14 protein-coding genes are annotated in these 17,140 nt (G+C 66.6%); 7 read left to right on the top strand and 7 right to left on the bottom strand.

Going from position 1 to position 17,140, the window contains the following annotated elements; genetic code table 11:
• Positions 1-15: 15 nt before the first annotated feature.
• From CFE35_RS06580 to bchF, 7 genes are read right to left on the bottom strand one after another with little or no spacing between them, the layout of a single operon-like run.
• Positions 16-1,458 (bottom strand): BCD family MFS transporter, encoded by a 1,443-nt coding sequence (locus CFE35_RS06580; RefSeq protein ID WP_292929232.1) that lies wholly within the window; start codon positions 1,456-1,458, stop codon positions 16-18.
• A gap of 2 nt (positions 1,459-1,460) precedes the next feature.
• A complete protein-coding gene (gene bchM / locus CFE35_RS06575; protein ID WP_292929230.1) occupies positions 1,461-2,186 on the bottom strand; it encodes a magnesium protoporphyrin IX methyltransferase in 726 nt (241 codons plus the stop codon).
• A complete protein-coding gene (gene bchL / locus CFE35_RS06570) occupies positions 2,186-3,076 on the bottom strand; it encodes a ferredoxin:protochlorophyllide reductase (ATP-dependent) iron-sulfur ATP-binding protein (RefSeq protein ID WP_292929228.1) in 891 nt (296 codons plus the stop codon). The genes bchM and bchL overlap by 1 nt, the downstream gene beginning before the upstream one ends.
• Positions 3,077-3,087: 11 nt before the next feature.
• The gene (locus CFE35_RS06565; protein ID WP_292929226.1) at positions 3,088-6,810 is read right to left on the bottom strand and encodes a magnesium chelatase subunit H; all 3,723 of its coding nucleotides are present in this window, start codon (positions 6,808-6,810) and stop codon (positions 3,088-3,090) included.
• Positions 6,800-8,380: a ferredoxin:protochlorophyllide reductase (ATP-dependent) subunit B gene (gene bchB, locus CFE35_RS06560; protein ID WP_292929224.1), complete on the bottom strand. Its 1,581-nt coding sequence runs from the start codon at positions 8,378-8,380 to the stop codon at positions 6,800-6,802. The genes CFE35_RS06565 and bchB overlap by 11 nt, the downstream gene beginning before the upstream one ends.
• A gap of 4 nt (positions 8,381-8,384) precedes the next feature.
• Positions 8,385-9,689 (bottom strand): ferredoxin:protochlorophyllide reductase (ATP-dependent) subunit N, encoded by a 1,305-nt coding sequence (locus tag CFE35_RS06555; RefSeq protein WP_292929222.1) that lies wholly within the window; start codon positions 9,687-9,689, stop codon positions 8,385-8,387.
• Positions 9,686-10,225 (bottom strand): 2-vinyl bacteriochlorophyllide hydratase, encoded by a 540-nt coding sequence (gene bchF / locus CFE35_RS06550; RefSeq protein WP_292929220.1) that lies wholly within the window; start codon positions 10,223-10,225, stop codon positions 9,686-9,688. The genes CFE35_RS06555 and bchF overlap by 4 nt, the downstream gene beginning before the upstream one ends.
• Positions 10,226-10,405: 180 nt before the next feature.
• On the opposite strand from bchF, the gene CFE35_RS06545 reads away from it, so the two are divergent.
• The 7 genes from CFE35_RS06545 to CFE35_RS06515 all read left to right on the top strand — a co-directional run bounded on the left by CFE35_RS06545 (position 10,406) and on the right by CFE35_RS06515 (position 17,076).
• Complete coding sequence (locus tag CFE35_RS06545) at positions 10,406-11,377, top strand: B12-binding domain-containing protein (RefSeq protein WP_292929218.1); 972 nt, start codon at positions 10,406-10,408, stop codon at positions 11,375-11,377.
• Between the two features lie 14 nt (positions 11,378-11,391).
• On the top strand, positions 11,392-12,813 hold the full coding sequence (gene ppsR, locus CFE35_RS06540) for a transcriptional regulator PpsR (RefSeq protein WP_292929216.1): 1,422 nt from the start codon (positions 11,392-11,394) through the stop codon (positions 12,811-12,813).
• A 92-nt stretch (positions 12,814-12,905) separates the two neighbouring features.
• Positions 12,906-13,802, top strand: coding sequence for a chlorophyll synthase ChlG (chlG, locus tag CFE35_RS06535; protein WP_292929876.1), 897 nt, complete (start codon positions 12,906-12,908; stop codon positions 13,800-13,802).
• Positions 13,802-15,127, top strand: a complete 1,326-nt coding sequence (locus tag CFE35_RS06530; protein ID WP_292929214.1) for a BCD family MFS transporter — start codon at positions 13,802-13,804, stop codon at positions 15,125-15,127. The genes chlG and CFE35_RS06530 overlap by 1 nt, the downstream gene beginning before the upstream one ends.
• Entirely contained in the window at positions 15,124-16,323 is a 1,200-nt protein-coding gene (locus tag CFE35_RS06525) for a geranylgeranyl diphosphate reductase (RefSeq protein WP_292929212.1), read from the top strand. Before CFE35_RS06530 ends, CFE35_RS06525 begins: the two co-directional genes overlap by 4 nt.
• Entirely contained in the window at positions 16,320-16,814 is a 495-nt protein-coding gene (locus tag CFE35_RS06520) for a TspO/MBR family protein (RefSeq protein WP_292929210.1), read from the top strand. The genes CFE35_RS06525 and CFE35_RS06520 overlap by 4 nt, the downstream gene beginning before the upstream one ends.
• 7 nt (positions 16,815-16,821) lie before the next feature.
• Complete coding sequence (locus CFE35_RS06515) at positions 16,822-17,076, top strand: hypothetical protein (protein ID WP_292929208.1); 255 nt, start codon at positions 16,822-16,824, stop codon at positions 17,074-17,076.
• Positions 17,077-17,140 lie beyond the last annotated feature (64 nt).

The following is a 17,140-nucleotide window of genomic DNA, read 5'->3' as shown; positions in this document are numbered from 1 at the left end:
ATTCACGCACCGCAATCATGTCGGAAACTCCGGCAAGACCATTTGCCCGCCGGGCAATTCGCCTGCGATGCCGATACGCTTGCCGGCCAGCGGCCCGAGCACGACGAGCGCCGCGATCAGCATCACGATTTCAAGACTGTAGACCGTGGCATAGCCTGCCCCGCGTCCGTCCGCGCCAGCCAGCCACGTGACCGTGTCGCGCAATACGCCGCCCACGGCGAGCGCGCTGCCCGCCGCCGTTGCCTGAACCGCGCCCCACGCCCCCAGCGCCACGCCGGAATCGCCGCGTTCTGCCAGCGACATCGCCGCGATCAGCGTGCCGACCGAAAACAGCCCGATGCCGAAACCGATGGAACCTGCGCCGATGGCCAGCAGGAAGGGCGAGCCCAGCGGCGCGGCCAGCAGCACGAGAATGAAGGCGCAGATCCCGCCAACCATGCCGCCACCGGCAAGCCGCAGCGGATCGAGGCCGCGTTCCAGCACGCGGGTGGACAGCGAGAAGCCGAGGATCGCGCCGAACGCCCACGAACCGGTCAGCATGGTCGTCGAACCGACAGCGAGGCCGAGCAGTTCGGCGCCGTATGGCTCCAGCAGCGCGTCCTGCATGGCAAACGCCGCCGCGCCGAGGCCGATGGCGGAAAGCAGGCGCACGGTGTTGGGCTGGGCCACGAACGTGCGCCACACATCGCTGAATTCCGGGGTCTCACGGTTCTTGGCGGTTGCGGCGGAGTTGCGGCCTTCCTGCTTCCACAGCGCCGTCACGTTGAGCACCAGCGTGACGACTGCCGCGCCCTGGATCACTTGCACCAGCCGGGTGGGGCTGAAGGGCACGAGCAGCCCGCCGATCACGAAGGCCGAGACCATCATGCCCAGCAGCAGCATCACATAGAGCAGCGCCACCGCGCGCGGGCGCTTGTCGGCGCGGGCAAGATCGGTGGCCAGCGCGAGGCCGGCGGTCTGCGTGACATGCAGGCCAGCGCCTGTCAGCAGGAACGCCAGCGCGCCGCCCACAAGGCCCTGATAGAACGTGCGCGTCTCGCTCAGCAGCAGCAGCGCAAACGGCATGATCGCAAGGCCGCCCCACTGCATCAGCGTGCCGAACCAGATGTAGGGCACACGCCGCCAGCCCAGCACCGAACGGTGCGTATCGGACTTGTGGCCGATCAGCGCGCGCAAGGGAGCGAACAGCAGGGGCATCGCGATCAGCAGCGAAACCAGCCAGGCCGGCGTGTGCAGTTCCACGATCATGACGCGGTTGAGCGTGCCGTTGAGCAGCACGGTCGCCATGCCGACGCTCACCTGAAACAGCGCGAGACGCAGCAGGCGCGAGAGCGGCAGTTCGGCGCTGGCGGCATCGGCAAACGGCAGCCAGCTCATGCCCACCCGCGTCCACTGCGCCGCAACCCGCGAGAGGCGGGTTTGCTGGGCAGTGTCGGTCAAGGCGGGGGTGCTGGTCATGCTCAGTCGCGGACCAGTTCGAGCGCGTTGGAAATGTAGAAGCCGCTGCCGATGCGCTGGCTGCGCCGCACCTGCCAGCCGGGCAGCGCGGCTTCGATCCGGTTGATCAGATCGGCCTGGCGCACCGGCACGATCGCGGGGGCGCGGTCGCTGCGGGGGAAGAGCAGCCCGGTGGTGTGCATCGCGCGCAGCATCGGGGTGGAAGGCGCGTGGGTGAACACGATCGAGCCGTCGCAGCGCTCGGCGAGCGAGACGAGCGTCGAGACAATGTCTTCCGGACGGTAGTGGATCAGCGAGTCCATCGCGACGACGTGATCGAAGCGGCCATGTGCGGGATCGAGCATATCGCCCACGCGCCAGTGGATGCGGCCATGACCGAGGAACGATGGGCAACGTTCGTGCGCGATGGCGACAAGGCCGCCCGCAACATCCACGCCGACCACTTCGGCCCCGCGCCGCGCCGCCAGCACGCTGAGCGCGCCGGTGCCGCACCCGGCATCGAGCACGCGCTTGCGCCTGAGGTCATGCGGCAGCCAGTTCAACAGCACCTCGCGCATCGCATCGCGCCCGGCGCGCACGGTCGCGCGGATGCCGCTGACCTTGGCGTCGGACGTGAGATCGATCCACGCCTTGCGCGCCGTGCTGTCGAAATACGTCGTCAGCTTGTCGCGTTGCGCCGCAAAGCGTGAGCCGTGCTGATCGAACCCGGAGGATGCGCGCGTTGCCATCATTCAAACCCCAGAAAATCGAAGATATCGCGGTCCTTCATCGCCAGCGCATCGAGCGCAGGCGCGCCGGCCCAGAGCGTCCGGGCGAGATTGAGGTATTCCTCGCGCGCCTTGATCACGTCCGGGCTGTCGGGCATTTCGAACAGCGTGCATTTTTTCAGGCGCGAACGACGGATCGCATCGAGATCCTGGAAGTGGGCGAGGCGCTTGAGGCCAGTGGCGGCGTTGAAGCGGTCGATCTCGTCCGTTGCGGCCGAACGGTTGGCAACAACACCGGCAAGGCGCACGTCGTAGTTCTTCGACTTGGCGTTGATGGCGGCGACAATGCGGTTCATCGCGAAGATGCTGTCGAAGTCGTTCGCAGCCACCACGATGGCGCGCTCGGCATGTTGGAGCGGAGCGGCAAAGCCGCCGCAGACCACATCGCCCAGCACGTCGAAGATCACCACATCGGTGTCTTCGAGCAGGTGGTGCTGCTTGAGCAGCTTGACCGTTTGCCCGACGACATAGCCGCCGCAGCCAGTGCCCGCCGGCGGGCCGCCAGCCTCAACGCACATGACGCCGTTGAAGCCTTCGAACATGTAGTCTTCGGGCCGCAGTTCTTCGGCATGGAACTCGACCGATTCCAGCACGTCGATCACCGTCGGCATCAGCTTCTTGGTGAGCGTGAAGGTGGAATCGTGCTTGGGATCGCAGCCGATCTGCAGCACGCGGTGGCCGAGCATCGAAAACGCCGCCGAAAGGTTCGACGAGGTGGTCGATTTGCCGATGCCGCCCTTGCCATAAACCGCGAAGACCTTGGCATTGCCGATGCGGTCAGCGGGATCGAGCCGGACCTGCACCGAACCGGCGCCATCTGGCGAGCGGGTGGGGGGATCGAGTAGCGCCATGATATGTTCCTTTATGCCGCGACGGCTGCGAGGGATGCGGGGGCCGCGCTGGAAGGGGTAATCCCTTCAAGGCGGTCCTCGAGTTCATCGCTGGCGGCGTGGAGGGCTGCGAGAGTGGCTTCGTCAGGCGACCAGAATTGCCGGTCGACCGCTTCGAGAAGGCGGTTTGCCACGCGGGCCGAAGCGCGCGGATTGAGGGCGGCCAGGCGCTCGCGCATGGCCGCGTCGAGAACGTAGGTTTCGCTGATGCGCTGGTAGACCCAGGGATCGACTTCGCCGGTGGTGGCGGACCAGCCCATCGTGGTGGTGACATGGCCTTCGATGGCGCGCACGCCTTCATAGCCGTGGCGCAGCAGGCTTTCGGTCCACACCGGGTTGAGGATGCGGGTGCGGGTTTCGAGCGCGACTTGTTCCTGCAGGCTGCGGACCTTGCCGGTGCCTTGAGTCTGGTCGCCGATATAGACCGGCGCCGTTTCGCCGCCCTTGGCGCGGGTGACGGCGCGGCTGATGCCGCCCAGCGCATCGACATACTGGTCGATCGAGGTGATGCCGAGTTCGACGCTTTCGAGGTTCTGGTAGGCGCAATCGACAGTGCGCAGCGCCGAGGCGAGGATCGCGGCCTGCCGGATCGGCACGCCCTTCACCCCGTAGGCATAGCCCTTCTGGCGCTCGAAGCTGTCGGCCAGCTCGTCCGGATCGGTCCAGGCGCCGTTGTCGATCATCAGGTTGACCTGCGCGCCATAAGCACCGTGTGCATTGGAGAAGACGCGCAAGGCAGCCGTCTCGAAATCGCAGGCATGTTCGTTCTGGTGCGCAATGGCGTGGGCACGCACGAAGTTCATCTCCAGCGGCTCGTCGGCGCAGGCAGCGAGCAGGGCGGCTTCGGCGAGCATCCGCGTCTGCAGCGGCAGGAGATCGCGGAACACGCCGGACAGCGTGGCGATCACATCGATGCGCGGGCGGCCCAGTTCTTCCAGCGGGATCAGTTCGGCCCCGGCAAGGCGGCTGTAGCTATCGAACCGCGGCCGCGCGCCGATGAGGGCGAGGACTTGCGCGATCTGCGCGCCTTCGCTCTTGAGGTTGTCGGTGCCCCACAGCACCATCGCGATGGTCTGCGGCAGGTGGCCGGAGTCCGCGAGGCTGCGTTCGAGCAGCTTGCGCGCCTGCTCCGCGCCGTCCTTTACCGCGAAGGCGGAGGGCAGGCGGAACGGATCGAATCCGTGGATATTGCGGCCGGTCGGCAGGATTTCCGGGGCGCGCAGCACATCGCCGCCCGAGACGGGGCGCACAAAGCGGCCTGCCAGCGCACGGACGATACCGTCCAGCTCGTGGTTTACCGAAAGCGCGGCATTGAGCGCGCCCATTTCCTTGAGCAGCGGCGTATCGAGCCGCAGCTTGCCATCGACCAGCGCTTCAGCCGCCTCGGCGCTCAGCGGGTGGCCGCGCGCTTCGGCAGAGGCACTGATCATTTCGATGCGTTCTTCGCGGGTTGCGGCTTGCCCGGCCACATGCAGGCCCTGCGGGATCAGCTCGCGCTCGATCTCATAGAGCCTTGCTGCGAGGGCAGGCACGTCGCTGCCATCCAGATCCAGCGCTTCGGCCTGATCGGCGACAAGCTCTGCCAGCAGCACGGCCTGCTGGTCGCCCGGCGGCAGCGAACGCCAGCGTTCGACCGAGGCCTTGAGATCGGCGAGGCCCTTGTAGACGCCCGAGCGGGTGAGGGCGGGGGTGAGGTAGCTCACCAGCGTTGCGCCTGAACGGCGCTTGGCGAGCACGCCTTCCGAAGGGTTGTTGGCAGCGTAGAGATAGACGTTGGGCAGATCGCCGATCATCCGGTCAGGCCAGCATTCAGCGGTGAGGCCGGTCTGCTTGCCGGGCATGAATTCGAGGCTGCCGTGCGTGCCGAAATGGAGCACGGCGTGGGCGGCGAAATCTTCGCGCAGCCAGCGGTAGAACGCGGCAAACGCATGGCTGGGGGCAAAGCGGCCTTCGAACATCAGGCGCATCGGATCGCCTTCGATACCGATGGCGGGCTGGATGCCGACAAACACGTTGCCGAACTGCGCGCCGAGGATCTGCACCGCGCTGCCGTCTGACTGGAGCTTGCCCGGGGCAGGGCCCCACGAGGCTTCGATTTCCTTCAGCCACGTCTCACGCGTAACGATGCTGTCCGCCGTTACCCGCGCATGGACATTGGCTTCGGTGCCATAGCGCGCCGAATTGCCGACGAGGATCGCGGTGCGCAGCGCATCGACGCTTTCGGGCACTTCGACCGAATAGCCTTCTGCCGAGAGCCGCACGAGCGTGGCGCGGAGCGATTCGAACACGCTGAGGAACTGCGCCGTGCCTGCCGCGCCGGCATTCGGCGGGAAGTTGAACAGCACGACTGCGATGCGCCGCTCTGCTGCTGCCGCGCGGGCAAGGTCGATCTGCTTGAGCACGCGCGCGGCCAGTGCCTCGGCGCGTTCGGCGCAGCTTTCCATCTGGCGGACGCCTGCGGTACCCGATCCAACAAACGTGCAACTCTTGGCGCAGCCAGTGCAAGCCTCGCCGCTGCCGTCCGCGCGGCCGCCGAACACCATCGGCTGAATCGCGCCGTCCAGTTCCGGAATGGCGATCATCATCGTCGATTCCAGCGGCAGCAGCCCTTGCGGGTTCGCGCCCCAAGCCTGCAGCGTCTGGAATTCCACGGGATGTGCGGCGATATAGGGCCGGTCGAGCTTCGCAAGGATCGCTTCGGCCGCCGCTGTGTCGTTGTATGCCGGGCCGCCCACCAGGCTGAAGCCGGTGAGGTTGACCACCGCATCGACCACGGACTTGCCGTCCTTCATGAACAGCGCTTCAATCGCCGGGCGGCCATCGAGCCCGCCAGCAAAGGCCGGGATGACCTTGAGGCCCCGCGCTTCCAGCGCCGCGATCACGCCGTCGTAATGGCGGGCATCCTTCGCCAGCACATAAGAGCGCAGCATGAGCAGGCCGACCGTGCCGCGCTTGCCCGCCGTGGCGCTGGCAGGCAGAGCCGCAGCGGTTGCCGCAAGGCGCGGGGTCATCGCCGGGTGATAGACGCCGACTTCGGGATATTCGCGCGGCGCTTCGGCCTTCATCGCGCCGCGAAGGCCTGCGCGCTCGCCGCTGGCGTACCGGTCGATCAGCGCGCGGATCATGTCGACGACGTTGTCGTCGCTGCCCGCCAGCCAGTATTGCAAGGTCAGGAAATAGGCGCGCACATCCTGCGCGGTGCCGGGCACGAAGCGCAGCAGCTTGGGCAAGCGGCGCAGCATGGCCATCTGGCCCTTGCCCGAACTGGCGCCGGGCTTGCTCGATCCGCGCAGCTTCTTGAGCAAGGCCATCATGCCGGTGGCGGGCTTGTCCATCCGGTAATCACCCATGCGGGTGAGCTTGACCACTTCGCCCGCAGACATCAGGCCGACAATCGCATCGCAATCGTCGCGGCGGGCTTCGAGCGCGGGCATCACCGCGCGGATGTGGTCCTCAAGGAACAGCATCGTGCACAGGATGATGTCGGCGCGGGCAATGTCAGCTTGCGCGGCATCGAGCGTGCCGGGCTTTTCGTCCCAATCAGCGGCGGCATGAAAATCGATGTGGACCCCGGTCCCGGCCCGAGCAAACTGCGCCTGTGCGCGGGCAAATGCGCCCGAAAGGTGGTTGTCGAGCGTGATGACGACAACGCGAACAGGGGTGTCCGGGGTGGGAAGGGGAGCCTTACCGCGCATAATGGGCTTTTGCCTCGTAGAGCGTGTCGAGCGTGATAGCCGCCAGCCCCATGTCGTTCGCGTACTTCTCGGTGTTGCGCTTGGCCTTGCCGCGCACGAAGAACGGAATCTTGCGCAGTTCGCGCTCTGCCTCGTCGGTCCACCCTGCAGTGTCGTTCGAGGCCACCGGCGTTGCCAGCCCTGCCTGCTCGGCCGGTTCCGGCTGTGCGGCGTTTTGGGGGGCTGCGCTGTGGCTGGGCGCTGCGCCGTGCAGGTGCGAAGGCCCCGCCGCGTCGCTGAATTCGAAATCGTCGCGGAACATGGTGAGGAGATGCTCCTCCAGCCCCATGACCAGCGGGTGGACCCAGGTATCGAAGATCACGTTCGCGCCTTCGAAGCCCATCTGCGGGCTGAAGCGCGCGGGAAAATCCTGCACGTGGACAGGCGCTGAGATCACCGCGCAAGGCACGCCCAGCCGCTTGGCGATGTGGCGCTCCATCTGCGTGCCCAGCACCAGTTCGGGCGCAGCGGCGGCGATGGCTTCTTCAACCGTCAGGTGATCGTCGGTGATCAGCGGTTCGAGCCCGTATTCCTTGGCCGCAGCGCGGATATCGCGGGCAAATTCGCGGTTGTAGCAGCCGAGCCCGCAGACGGTGAAACCCAGCTCCTCGCTCGCGATGCGCGCGGCGGCGACGGCATGGGTGGCATCGCCGAAGATGAAGACGCGCTTGCCGGTGAGGTAGGTCGAATCGACCGAGCGGCTCCACCACGGCATGTGCGAGGACGGATCATCAAGAGCGAGGGCCGGATCGACGCCCGCCAGCGCCGCCACTTCCGCGATGAACGCACGCGTTGCCCCCACGCCAATCGGCACGGTGCGGATCGCGGGCTGGGCAAAGGTCTTGTCGAGCCAGCGCGCGGCCTCGTCGCCGATTTCGGGATAGAGCACGATGTTGAAATCAGCCGCGCCGATGGTGCGGATATCCTCGGGCGATGCGCCGAGCGGGGCGACGAGATGGACGTCGATGCCCAGCAGATCGAGGATACGGCGGATCTCGCGCACGTCGTCGCGGTGGCGGAAGCCGAGCGCGGCGGGGCCGAGCAGGTTGACGCGCGGACGGCGGCCTTCGCGCGGGGCGGGGCGCACCGACGTATCGGCGAGATGGCGCACGATCTGGTAGAAGGTTTCCGCAGCGCCCCAGTTTTCCTTGCGCTGGTAGCTGGGCAGCTCAAGCGGGATCACCGGGCAGGGCAGCCCCATGTTTTCGGCAAGACCTGCCGGATCGTCCTGGATCAGCTCGGCAGTGCACGAAGCGCCAACGAGCAGCGCCTGCGGCTTGAACCGTTCCACCGCATCGCGCGCGGCGTTCTGGAACATGCTGGCCGTATCCTTGCCCAGATCACGGGCCTGGAAGGTAGTGTAGGTGACCGGCGGGCGGGCGCTGCGCCGCTCGATCATCGTGAACAGCAGATCGGCGTAAGTATCGCCCTGCGGTGCATGGAGCAGATAGTGCACGCCGCGCATCGCCGTTGCGACCCGCATGGCGCCGACATGCGGCGGTCCTTCATAGGTCCAGACGGCGAGTTGCATGGGCCTATATCCTCAGCACGTCGCGGCGGCGCAGCGGCCGGGCGAACAGTTCAGCGAGGTCACCCGCCTGATCGAAGCCGTGAACCGGCGAGAACACCAGTTCGATCGACCACTTGGTGGAAAGCCCTTCGGCTTCGAGCGGATTGGCAAGGCCAAGGCCGCAGACGGTGAGATCGGGCCGGTCGGCGCGCACGCGGTCGAGCTGGCGCTCCACGTCCTGGCCTTCGCTGATCCGGGTTTCGGGAGGCAGCATCGCAAGATCGGCTGCGAGATGCGCGCGGTGGAGATAGGGGGTGCCGACTTCGACCGGGATCATGCCGAGTTCGGTGCTGAGGAACCGGGCGAGCGGGATTTCCAGCTGCGAATCCGGCATGAACGTGATGCGCTTGCCTTCGAGCATCGGGCGATAGCGTTCAAGCGAGCGCTTGGCGCGTTCGCGGCCCGGCGCAATCACGCGGTTCACGTGCATCTCGTCGATGCTGAACGCCGCTGCCGCAGCTGCCAGCCAGGCCGCCGTGCCGTCTGCGCCAAAGGGGAAGGGGGCGTCGATCCGCACCGCGCCCCGGTCTTCCAGCGCCCGCGCGGTTTCGCCGAGGAAGGGCTGCGCCAGCAGATAGCGCGTGTTCGGCCCCAAGGCGGGCAGTCCGCCCGCGCGCCGCGCCGGGAGCACGCCAACATGGGCGATGCCGAGTTCGGCGAAGAGGCGCAGGAACTGGTCCTCGACGATATCGGGCAGGGTGCCGACCATGACCAGCGACAGCGCCGCGCCCGGCGCTTCGGCGGGCATTTCCGGCACGAGCGTGGTCAGGCAGGCGTCTTCGCCTTCGGTGAAGGTCGTCTCGATCCCGCTGCCCGAATAGGCGAGGATGCGAACGCCTTCGCTACCCTCGGTGCGCACATGCTTGGCGCCGAGACGCTGCGCGGCATTGCCGAGATCGAGCTTGATCACTTCGGACGGGCACGAGCCGACGAGGAACAGCTGCCGGATTTCCGGGCGGCGCGCCAGCAGCCGATCGACCACGCGGTCGAGCTCGGCGTGGCAATCGGCCATCCCGGCCAGATCGCGCTCCTCGATGATGGCAGTGGCAAAGCGCGGTTCGGCAAAGATCATCACGCCCGCCGCCGATTGCAGCAAGTGGGCGCAGGTGCGCGAGCCGACGACGAGGAAGAACGCATCCTGCATCTTGCGGTGCAGCCAGACGATCCCGGTCAGCCCGCAGAACACTTCGCGCTGTCCGCGCTCGCGCAGCACTTCGAGTCCGCCGTCGCGCGACGTTTCCGACTTGGCGAGGACCTGTGCGGGGCTCATGCGGCTTTCGCCTGAAGCCGGGCTGCGCGCAGCTTCAACACGAACTGTGCGGCGTTGACGACATAGGTAAGGTAGGCGGCGAGCGCGACGGTGAGGCGCGCCTCGATCGTGCCGATCTTGCCCAGCAGCATCACCAGGTAGGCGGTGTGCAGCGCGATCACGAGCATCGAGACAACGTCTTCCCAGAAGAACGCCGGGGCGAAGAGCCATTTGCCGAAGACCACCTTCTCCCAGATCGAGCCGGTGACCATGATGGTGTAAAGCGTGAGGGTCTTGGCGATGACCGACATGTCGGCCGCGAAGGTGCCTTCGCCGGTCAGCAGGCAGCGCAGGACCAGCACGAGGCTGACGACGAACACCACGAACTGGAAGGGTGCGAGCAGCCCCTGAACCAATGTCCACGGGGTTTGATCGCGGCGGCGCTGTTCTTCAGGGGTATAAAGCGGGCGGGCCTGCCGGGCCTGCCCGTGAGCGCTTTGGCGGTGGCCCGAGCTGGACCCAAATCCGCGCAGCGCTGTCGTCCGAGCTTCCGACATTTCGTGCGTCCCATCCTCTTCGTAACGAGCAGCTTACGACTCGTTCGAACGGACTGTCAATAAAATTGGACGACAAGAAAAATTGACACGATTGCGTTTGCCATGGTTCCGGAATGGGGTTAGGTCTTTGGCACGGGACAGAGTCGGAGTGTCTTTAACCACGATCCCCACGCAGACATTGTGCTGCGGCAGACGGGAGAGTCTGGCATGGACTTGGCGGTTGGCAAAAGTGGCCAGGGAACCCGCAAGGCGGATCCTGCCGGCCCACACGACGAGCATACTGGCGTGCCTGCGAATGCCCGGCGCAATGCTGGCAGCAGCAATGCAGGCGGAGGCCGGGGAGGCAACGCGCGCCGCACGCGCAATAGTTCCAGTTCGGCGATCAGCACCCTGATCGAGGGTGAGATCATTCCCCAGTTGCTGGTGGCCCATCGCATGCGCCCGGGGCGCCCTGCGCCGCAAGGCGGAGGGGTTGTCACGGCAGACGATGTGGCGCGCTTCTCGCCGCTCCCGCTCACGCTGCAGGCAGACGAACTGCTCGTCCATGTCGAGGAATATCTTGCGCGCGGCGTGGGCATCGATGCGCTCTTCGTGGATCTGCTGGCACCTGCGGCGCGCCGCCTTGGCGTGTTGTGGGAAGAAGATCTGTGTGATTTCCTCGACGTGACCATCGGCCTGTGGCGGCTTCAGGAAGTGATGCGGGAGATTGCATGGGGTAGCCCGGTCATCACCGGTCCGATCAACGCGCCGTGCCGCGCCCTGTTTTCTCCGATGCCCGGCGAGCAGCACAGTTTCGGCGCGACGATGGTCCACGAAGTGTTTGTACGGGCGGCTTGGGAAAGCGAAGTTCTCGTTGCCCCGGACATGCGCCAGCTCGTATCGAAGGTTGCCAACAAATCCTATGACTTGGTCGGGTTGACCGTATCTTGTGATGTGACTACCGAATCCCTTTCAAGAACCATCAAGGCGATCCGCAGCGTGTCCATGTGCCAAAATGTCTATATTCTGGTGGGCGGACATGCGGTGAATTCCAATCCTGCCATGGCACTCGAAGCCGGCGCCGATGGTTCGGCGGTTGATGCACCCGGGGCGCTTGCTCTCGCCAACCGTCTGGTCGGCGTGTCTGCGCACCGGACCGTGAACGCCGGCTAGAGCCGGTCGCTATCGTGGTCCAACCTGAACGCGCCCTCGCGGACAAGACGCCGTTTACCCGGTCCGAAGCAGCTTTCAGCGCGATCGGCCCGGCCGATGCGCTGCGACTGGTGCTGGCCGCCGGTGATATCACCCTCTCGCTCGATCCGTCTGGCCGCATCATCGATGTCGCGGCCAACCGGCAGGATTTCCCGGGTTGCGACGGCTGGATCGGCCATCCATTCGAGACCACGGTGACGGTCGAGAGCCGCACCAAGGTCCGCGACATGCTGATGGTAGAGCCGGGTGACGCAAGCAACCGCTGGCGCCAGATCAACCACACCAGCCCGGCCGGTGATATCCCGGTACGCTATCTGGTGATCAGCCTCGATGGCGGCAAACGCCTGATTGCGGTGGGGCGCGATATGCGCGGCGCGGTCGTGCTGCAGCAGCGCCTGCTGCAGGCCCAGCAATCGCTCGAACGCGATTACATGCGCCTGCGCCAGATCGAAACACGCTACCGCCTTCTGTTTGATCTGTCCTCCGAACCAGTCCTGCTGGTCGAAGCGGATAGCCAGCGCATTCAGGAAGCCAATCCGGCAGCCCACACCCTGCTCGATGCGCGCCCCGGCAGCCTTGTCGGGGCCAAGCTTTCCGGGCTCGTCGCGCGCAGTTCGCGCGATGCGCTGATCGCTTATCTCGGCGCGGTGCTGACCACGTCTGATGTCTCGCCGCTGACAGTCGAGCTTGAGCGCGCGCGCCAGGATCTGACGATGTCGGCCACCGGCTTTCGCCAGCTCGGCGGGCGCTACCTGCTGGTTCGCCTCAGTTCGCCGGGCGGACGCCCGACCGAAGGCGCGGCCACGCTGCTCGATATCGTCGAGCGGATGCCAGATGCCTTTGTCGTGGCCGATGCCCGGATGCGGATTATCGCCGCCAATATCGCCTTTCTCGAACTGGCCCGGGCGGCGTCGCTCGATCAGATTCGCGGTCGTCCGCTGGGCGAATTCGTCGGCCGGCCCGGGATCGACCTCGATCTCATCGAAGGCCAGCTCACCAAATATGGCCTTGCGCGCAATGTCAGCACGGTGGTGCGCGCCCGCGATTCCGAACTGGAAGAGCCGGTGGAGCTCTCCGCCGTGCGAACTTCGGGCGATTCCCCGTGCTATGGCTTCGCGATCCGCGAGATCGGCCGCCGCTTGCGCGATCTGCCGCCGACTCCGCTCGATCTGCCGCGCTCGGTCGAGCAATTGACCGAACTGGTCGGCCGCGCTTCGCTCAAGGAGATCGTGCGCGAGAGCACCGATCTGATCGAGCGCCTGTGCATCGAAGCGGCGCTGGCCTACACGTCGGACAACCGCGCTTCTGCGGCCGAAATTCTCGGCCTCAGCCGCCAGAGCCTCTATTCCAAGCTTCACCGCTACGGGCTGGGCAACCTTGTGGGCGAGAGCGAATAGCGCGCGCCGCGCAAGTGTAAGAAACCATTGACACTTGAGGGTGTCAACCATACCCTCCAGGGATGACGCAGCCAGCCACATCGGCCCCTTCGATGGCCCCGCCGCCCCGCGCGGACATCCGCCGTCCCGCGCCGCGCGCCGTGCTGGAACTGCTCAAGCCGATCACCTGGTTTCCGCCCATCTGGGCCTTCATGTGCGGCGTCGTTTCTTCCGGTCAGCCCGCGTCCGGCCACTGGATCGCGGTGATCGTGGGCGCCATGCTCGCGGGGCCACTGGTGTGCGGCAACAGCCAGGCAATCAACGACTGGTTCGATCGCCATGTCGATGCCATCAACGAGCCGAACCGCCCGATCCCCTCGGGCCGCATTCCGGGCCGCTGGGGGCTGGGGATCGCCTGCGCGGGAACGGTGCTTTCGTTCGCGGTCGGTGCGGCGCTCGGCACATGGGTCATGGTCGCAACCGTGATCGGCCTTGCGTCGGCCTGGGCCTACAGCGCGCCGCCGTTCCGCTTGAAGGCCAGCGGGTGGTGGGGGCCTGCGCTGGTCGGCCTCACGTATGAAGGGCTCAGCTGGTTCACCGGTGCAGCCGTGATGACGAGCGCTTTGCCTTCCACTCCGGTGCTGATCGTCCTCGTGCTCTACAGCCTTGGTGCGCACGGGATCATGACACTCAATGATTTCAAGGCGGTGGAGGGCGATATTCAAACCGGCGTGCGCTCGCTGCCAGTCGTGCTCGGCGTGCGCAAGGCCGCGCTGCTCGCCTGCGGAGTCATGGCGCTGGCGCAAGTCATCGTTGCGGTATTCCTGCTGCGCGAGGGGCTGACGCTTTCCGCGCTCATCGTGGCGGGTGTGCTCGCCGCGCAGTTCGCGCTGATGCCCCGCCTGCTGAGCGATCCGGCGCGCCATACCCCGTGGTACAGCGCCACCGGGGTCAGCCTCTATGTGCTGGGGATGCTGGCGGCTGCCGGCGGGCTTGGCGGCCATTGGTGATGGCGCGCGGCAGATCTGGGCGCGACCGCGCGGCAGGCTTCGGCTGGTTTTCGATTGTCCGCATCGGCCTCGTGCAGGCCTCGATCGGGGCCATCGTCATGCTGGCCACCTCGCTGCTCAACCGGGTGATGGTCGTTGAATATGGCATGGCCGCTGCCGTGCCCGCCGGGCTCGTCGCGCTGCACTATGCGGTGCAACTCGCCCGGCCTGTCTGGGGCCACGGCTCCGATCAGGGTCATGCGCGCACGCCTTGGATCATCGGCGGCGTGGCAGTGCTCGGCCTCGGTGCCATGCTGGCCGTCGCGGCCCTCGCGCTCGCGCCGCTGATGGCGAATGTCCTGCTTCTGATCGGCTTCGTGCTGATCGGCGCAGGCGTGGGCGCGGCGGGCACGTCGCTCCTCGCGCTCCTCGCTGCGGGCGTTGAGCCAGGGCGGCGCGCTGCCGCTGCCGCTGTCACGTGGATCATGATGGTCATGGGTATCGTGATCTCCGCAGGCACGGCAGGCGCTCTGCTCGAACCGTTCTCGTGGAGCCGCCTCTTTGCCGTCTCGGGCGGCATCGCGCTGGCCGCGCTTGTGCTGACAATCCTCGCCACATTCCGCCTCGAACGCGGCTTGCCCGCCGCTGCGCTCTCCGGTGCAGCGCCGGACCGCTCCAGCCTCGGCGATGCCTTGCGCGCGGTGTTTGCCGAAACGGCTGCGCGCCGCTTCACGGTCTTCGTGTTCCTCTCGATGCTCGCCTATTCGATGCAGGATCTCATCCTCGAGCCCTTCGCCGGGCTCGTCTTCGGCATGACCCCGGCGCAATCGACCTCGCTCTCCGCGACCCAGCACAGCGGTGTGCTGCTCGGCATGATCGTCGCCGGTGTCGGCGGCAGCGCCTTCGCGGGCCGCGCTGCGGGGGAACTGCGCGGCTGGATCGCCGCGGGCTGTGTCGGTTCGGCACTGGCGCTGGCCGGGCTGGCCGTGGGCGCGGGGATCGGGCCGGGCTGGCCGCTGGCCGCCAATATCGGCGTGCTCGGATTTGCCAACGGCGTGTTCGCGGTTTCCGCCATCGGCGCGATGATGAGCCTGGCCGGTGGCGGCAACGGCAGCGATACCGGCGTGCGCATGGGCGTGTGGGGCGCGGCGCAGGCCATCGCCTTCGGGCTTGGCGGGCTGATCGGCGCCATCGGGGTTGATCTTGCGCGTCATGCGGAAAGCGACGGGCGCGCATTCCAGACAATTTTCACGGCAGAGGCCATGCTGTTCATGGCCGCTGCGATCATGGCGGCGCGCATTGCGGGACATGTCCCGGCGCTGCCCTTGCGGGAGGCGGAAGCATGAGCAGCGGAGCTGAATTCGATGTCGTCGTCGTGGGCGGCGGACCTTCCGGTGCCACGGCTGCAACCGATCTGGCGCGCAAGGGCCACAGCGTTCTGCTGCTGGACCGGGCAGGGCGCATCAAGCCATGCGGCGGCGCAGTTCCGCCACGCCTGATGGAAGAATTCGCCATACCCGATAGCCTGCTGGTCGCCCGCGCCCGCTCGGCGCGCATGGTCGCCCCGTCGAACCGTGCGGTCGATATGCCGGTGGGCGAGATCGGCTATGTCGGCATGGTGGATCGCGATGTGTTCGACGAATGGCTGCGCAACCGCGCGGCGCAAGTGGGAGCGGAGCGGCGCACCGGTACGTTCGAGCGGATCGAGCGCGACGGCGCGGCAGGCGCGGTCGTCGTCTACCGCGAGGCGCGTGGCGGGCCGGAGCTGCGCGTGCGGGCGCGCTTGGTGATCGGCGCCGATGGCGCACGTTCGGGCGTGGCGCGCGATAGCCTGCCGGACGGCGAGAACGTGAAGTGCGTGTTCGCTTATCATGAGATCATCAAGTCTCCCCCCGCCAACGACCAGGGCTATGATCCCACGCGCTGCGATGTGATCTATCAGGGCCGCGTCTCGCCCGATTTCTACGGCTGGGTCTTCCCGCATGGCGAGACCGCCAGCATCGGGGTGGGCAGCGCCAACAAGGGCTTCTCGCTGCGCGGATCGGTTGCCACGATGCGCCGCGAAATGGGCCTTGTGACTTGCGAAACGGTGCGCAGCGAAGGCGCGCCCATTCCGCTCAAGCCGCTAAAGCGCTGGGACAATGGACGCGATGTGATCGTCACGGGCGATGCCGCCGGCGTCGTCGCCCCGGCCTCGGGCGAGGGGATCTACTATGCGATGGCGTGCGGGCGGCATGTCGCCAATGCCGCGCACCAGTTCGTGCTGACCGGCCAGCCCAAGGCACTCAAGGCCGCGCGCCGCACTTTCCTGAAGGATCATGGCCGCGTGTTCTGGGTTCTGGGGATCATGCAATACTTCTGGTATTCCAGCGACAAGCGCCGTGAACGCTTCGTGGCGATGTGTGCGGATCCCGATGTGCAGAAGCTCACCTGGCAGGCCTACATGAACAAGAAGCTGGTTCGCGCCGATCCGATGGCGCACTTGCGCATCTTCCTGAAAGATACGGCGCATCTGTTGGGACTGAGGGCGGCACACCCTTGACCAGCCCGCTCAGGGATCGCCCTTGGGGGCTGCCGATTGCCATTGCCGCGATTGCCGCCATCGTTGTCGCCGGGGTCGGCGGCACGATGACCGACACGAGCGGCTGGTACGAAAGCCTGCGCCTGCCCAGCTGGAACCCGCCGCCGCCTGCGTTCGGCGTGATCTGGACGATTGTTTTCGCCCTCATCGCGGCCTCCGGCGTCAACGCGTGGCGCGCCGCGCCCGATAGCCGTTCTGCCGATACGCTGATCGGCCTGTTCGCCATGAACGGCGCGCTCAATGTCAGCTGGACGGTGCTGTTCTTTCAGCTGCGCCGTCCCGACTGGGCCTTTGTCGAACTTTCGGTGCTGTGGGTTTCGATCGTGGTGCTGATCTTCGCCTGCGGACGCTTCTCGCGCATCGCGGCGCTGCTGCTCCTGCCCTATCTGGCGTGGGTCACCACCGCCGGCGCGCTCAACTGGCAGGTGATCCAGCTCAACGGGCCGTTCTGAGGGGCCGATGCCTGATCTTGCCGCCTTCTTCGCCAGCGGCCACGCCGCCGATCTCGTGCTTGCGGTCCTCGCCGTAGAAGCCCTGATCCTGCTGCGGGCGGGCCGTCCGGCCATCGATGTCGCGCTGCTGCTGCTCCCCGGCGCCTGCATGATGCTGGGCCTGCGCGCCGCGCTGGTCGGTGCAAGCTGGCCGTGGGTTGCGCTGCCGCTGGCCGCTTCGTTTCCGGTCCATCTGGCGGATATGGTGCGGCGAGGGAGGTAGTTGGGGGTATCTCAAAGTCTGCCAACGCATGAACTTTGCTTGCGCTACTATTTGCTGGGGTGCC

The organism is Novosphingobium sp. PASSN1, from assembly GCF_002278815.1.
The sequence above is the reverse complement of the archived record's forward strand: the minus strand, read 5'-3'. Positions and strand labels throughout refer to the sequence as shown.

What these genes read in the sequence shown, in the direction of transcription:
- bchF (WP_292929220.1), bottom strand. Translation starts at nt 10,225, where the DNA reads ATGTCGGAAGCTCGGACGACAGCGCTGCGCGGATTTGGGTCCAGCTCG.
- CFE35_RS06555 (WP_292929222.1), bottom strand. Translation starts at nt 9,689, where the DNA reads ATGAGCCCCGCACAGGTCCTCGCCAAGTCGGAAACGTCGCGCGACGGC.
- bchL (WP_292929228.1), bottom strand. Translation starts at nt 3,076, where the DNA reads ATGGCGCTACTCGATCCCCCCACCCGCTCGCCAGATGGCGCCGGTTCG.
- CFE35_RS06565 (WP_292929226.1), bottom strand. Translation starts at nt 6,810, where the DNA reads ATGCGCGGTAAGGCTCCCCTTCCCACCCCGGACACCCCTGTTCGCGTT.
- bchM (WP_292929230.1), bottom strand. Translation starts at nt 2,186, where the DNA reads ATGGCAACGCGCGCATCCTCCGGGTTCGATCAGCACGGCTCACGCTTT.
- CFE35_RS06580 (WP_292929232.1), bottom strand. Translation starts at nt 1,458, where the DNA reads ATGACCAGCACCCCCGCCTTGACCGACACTGCCCAGCAAACCCGCCTC.
- CFE35_RS06530 (WP_292929214.1), top strand. Translation starts at nt 13,802, where the DNA reads ATGGCGCGCGGCAGATCTGGGCGCGACCGCGCGGCAGGCTTCGGCTGG.
- CFE35_RS06525 (WP_292929212.1), top strand. Translation starts at nt 15,124, where the DNA reads ATGAGCAGCGGAGCTGAATTCGATGTCGTCGTCGTGGGCGGCGGACCT.
- chlG (WP_292929876.1), top strand. Translation starts at nt 12,906, where the DNA reads ATGGCCCCGCCGCCCCGCGCGGACATCCGCCGTCCCGCGCCGCGCGCC.
- bchB (WP_292929224.1), bottom strand. Translation starts at nt 8,380, where the DNA reads ATGCAACTCGCCGTCTGGACCTATGAAGGACCGCCGCATGTCGGCGCC.
- CFE35_RS06515 (WP_292929208.1), top strand. Translation starts at nt 16,822, where the DNA reads ATGCCTGATCTTGCCGCCTTCTTCGCCAGCGGCCACGCCGCCGATCTC.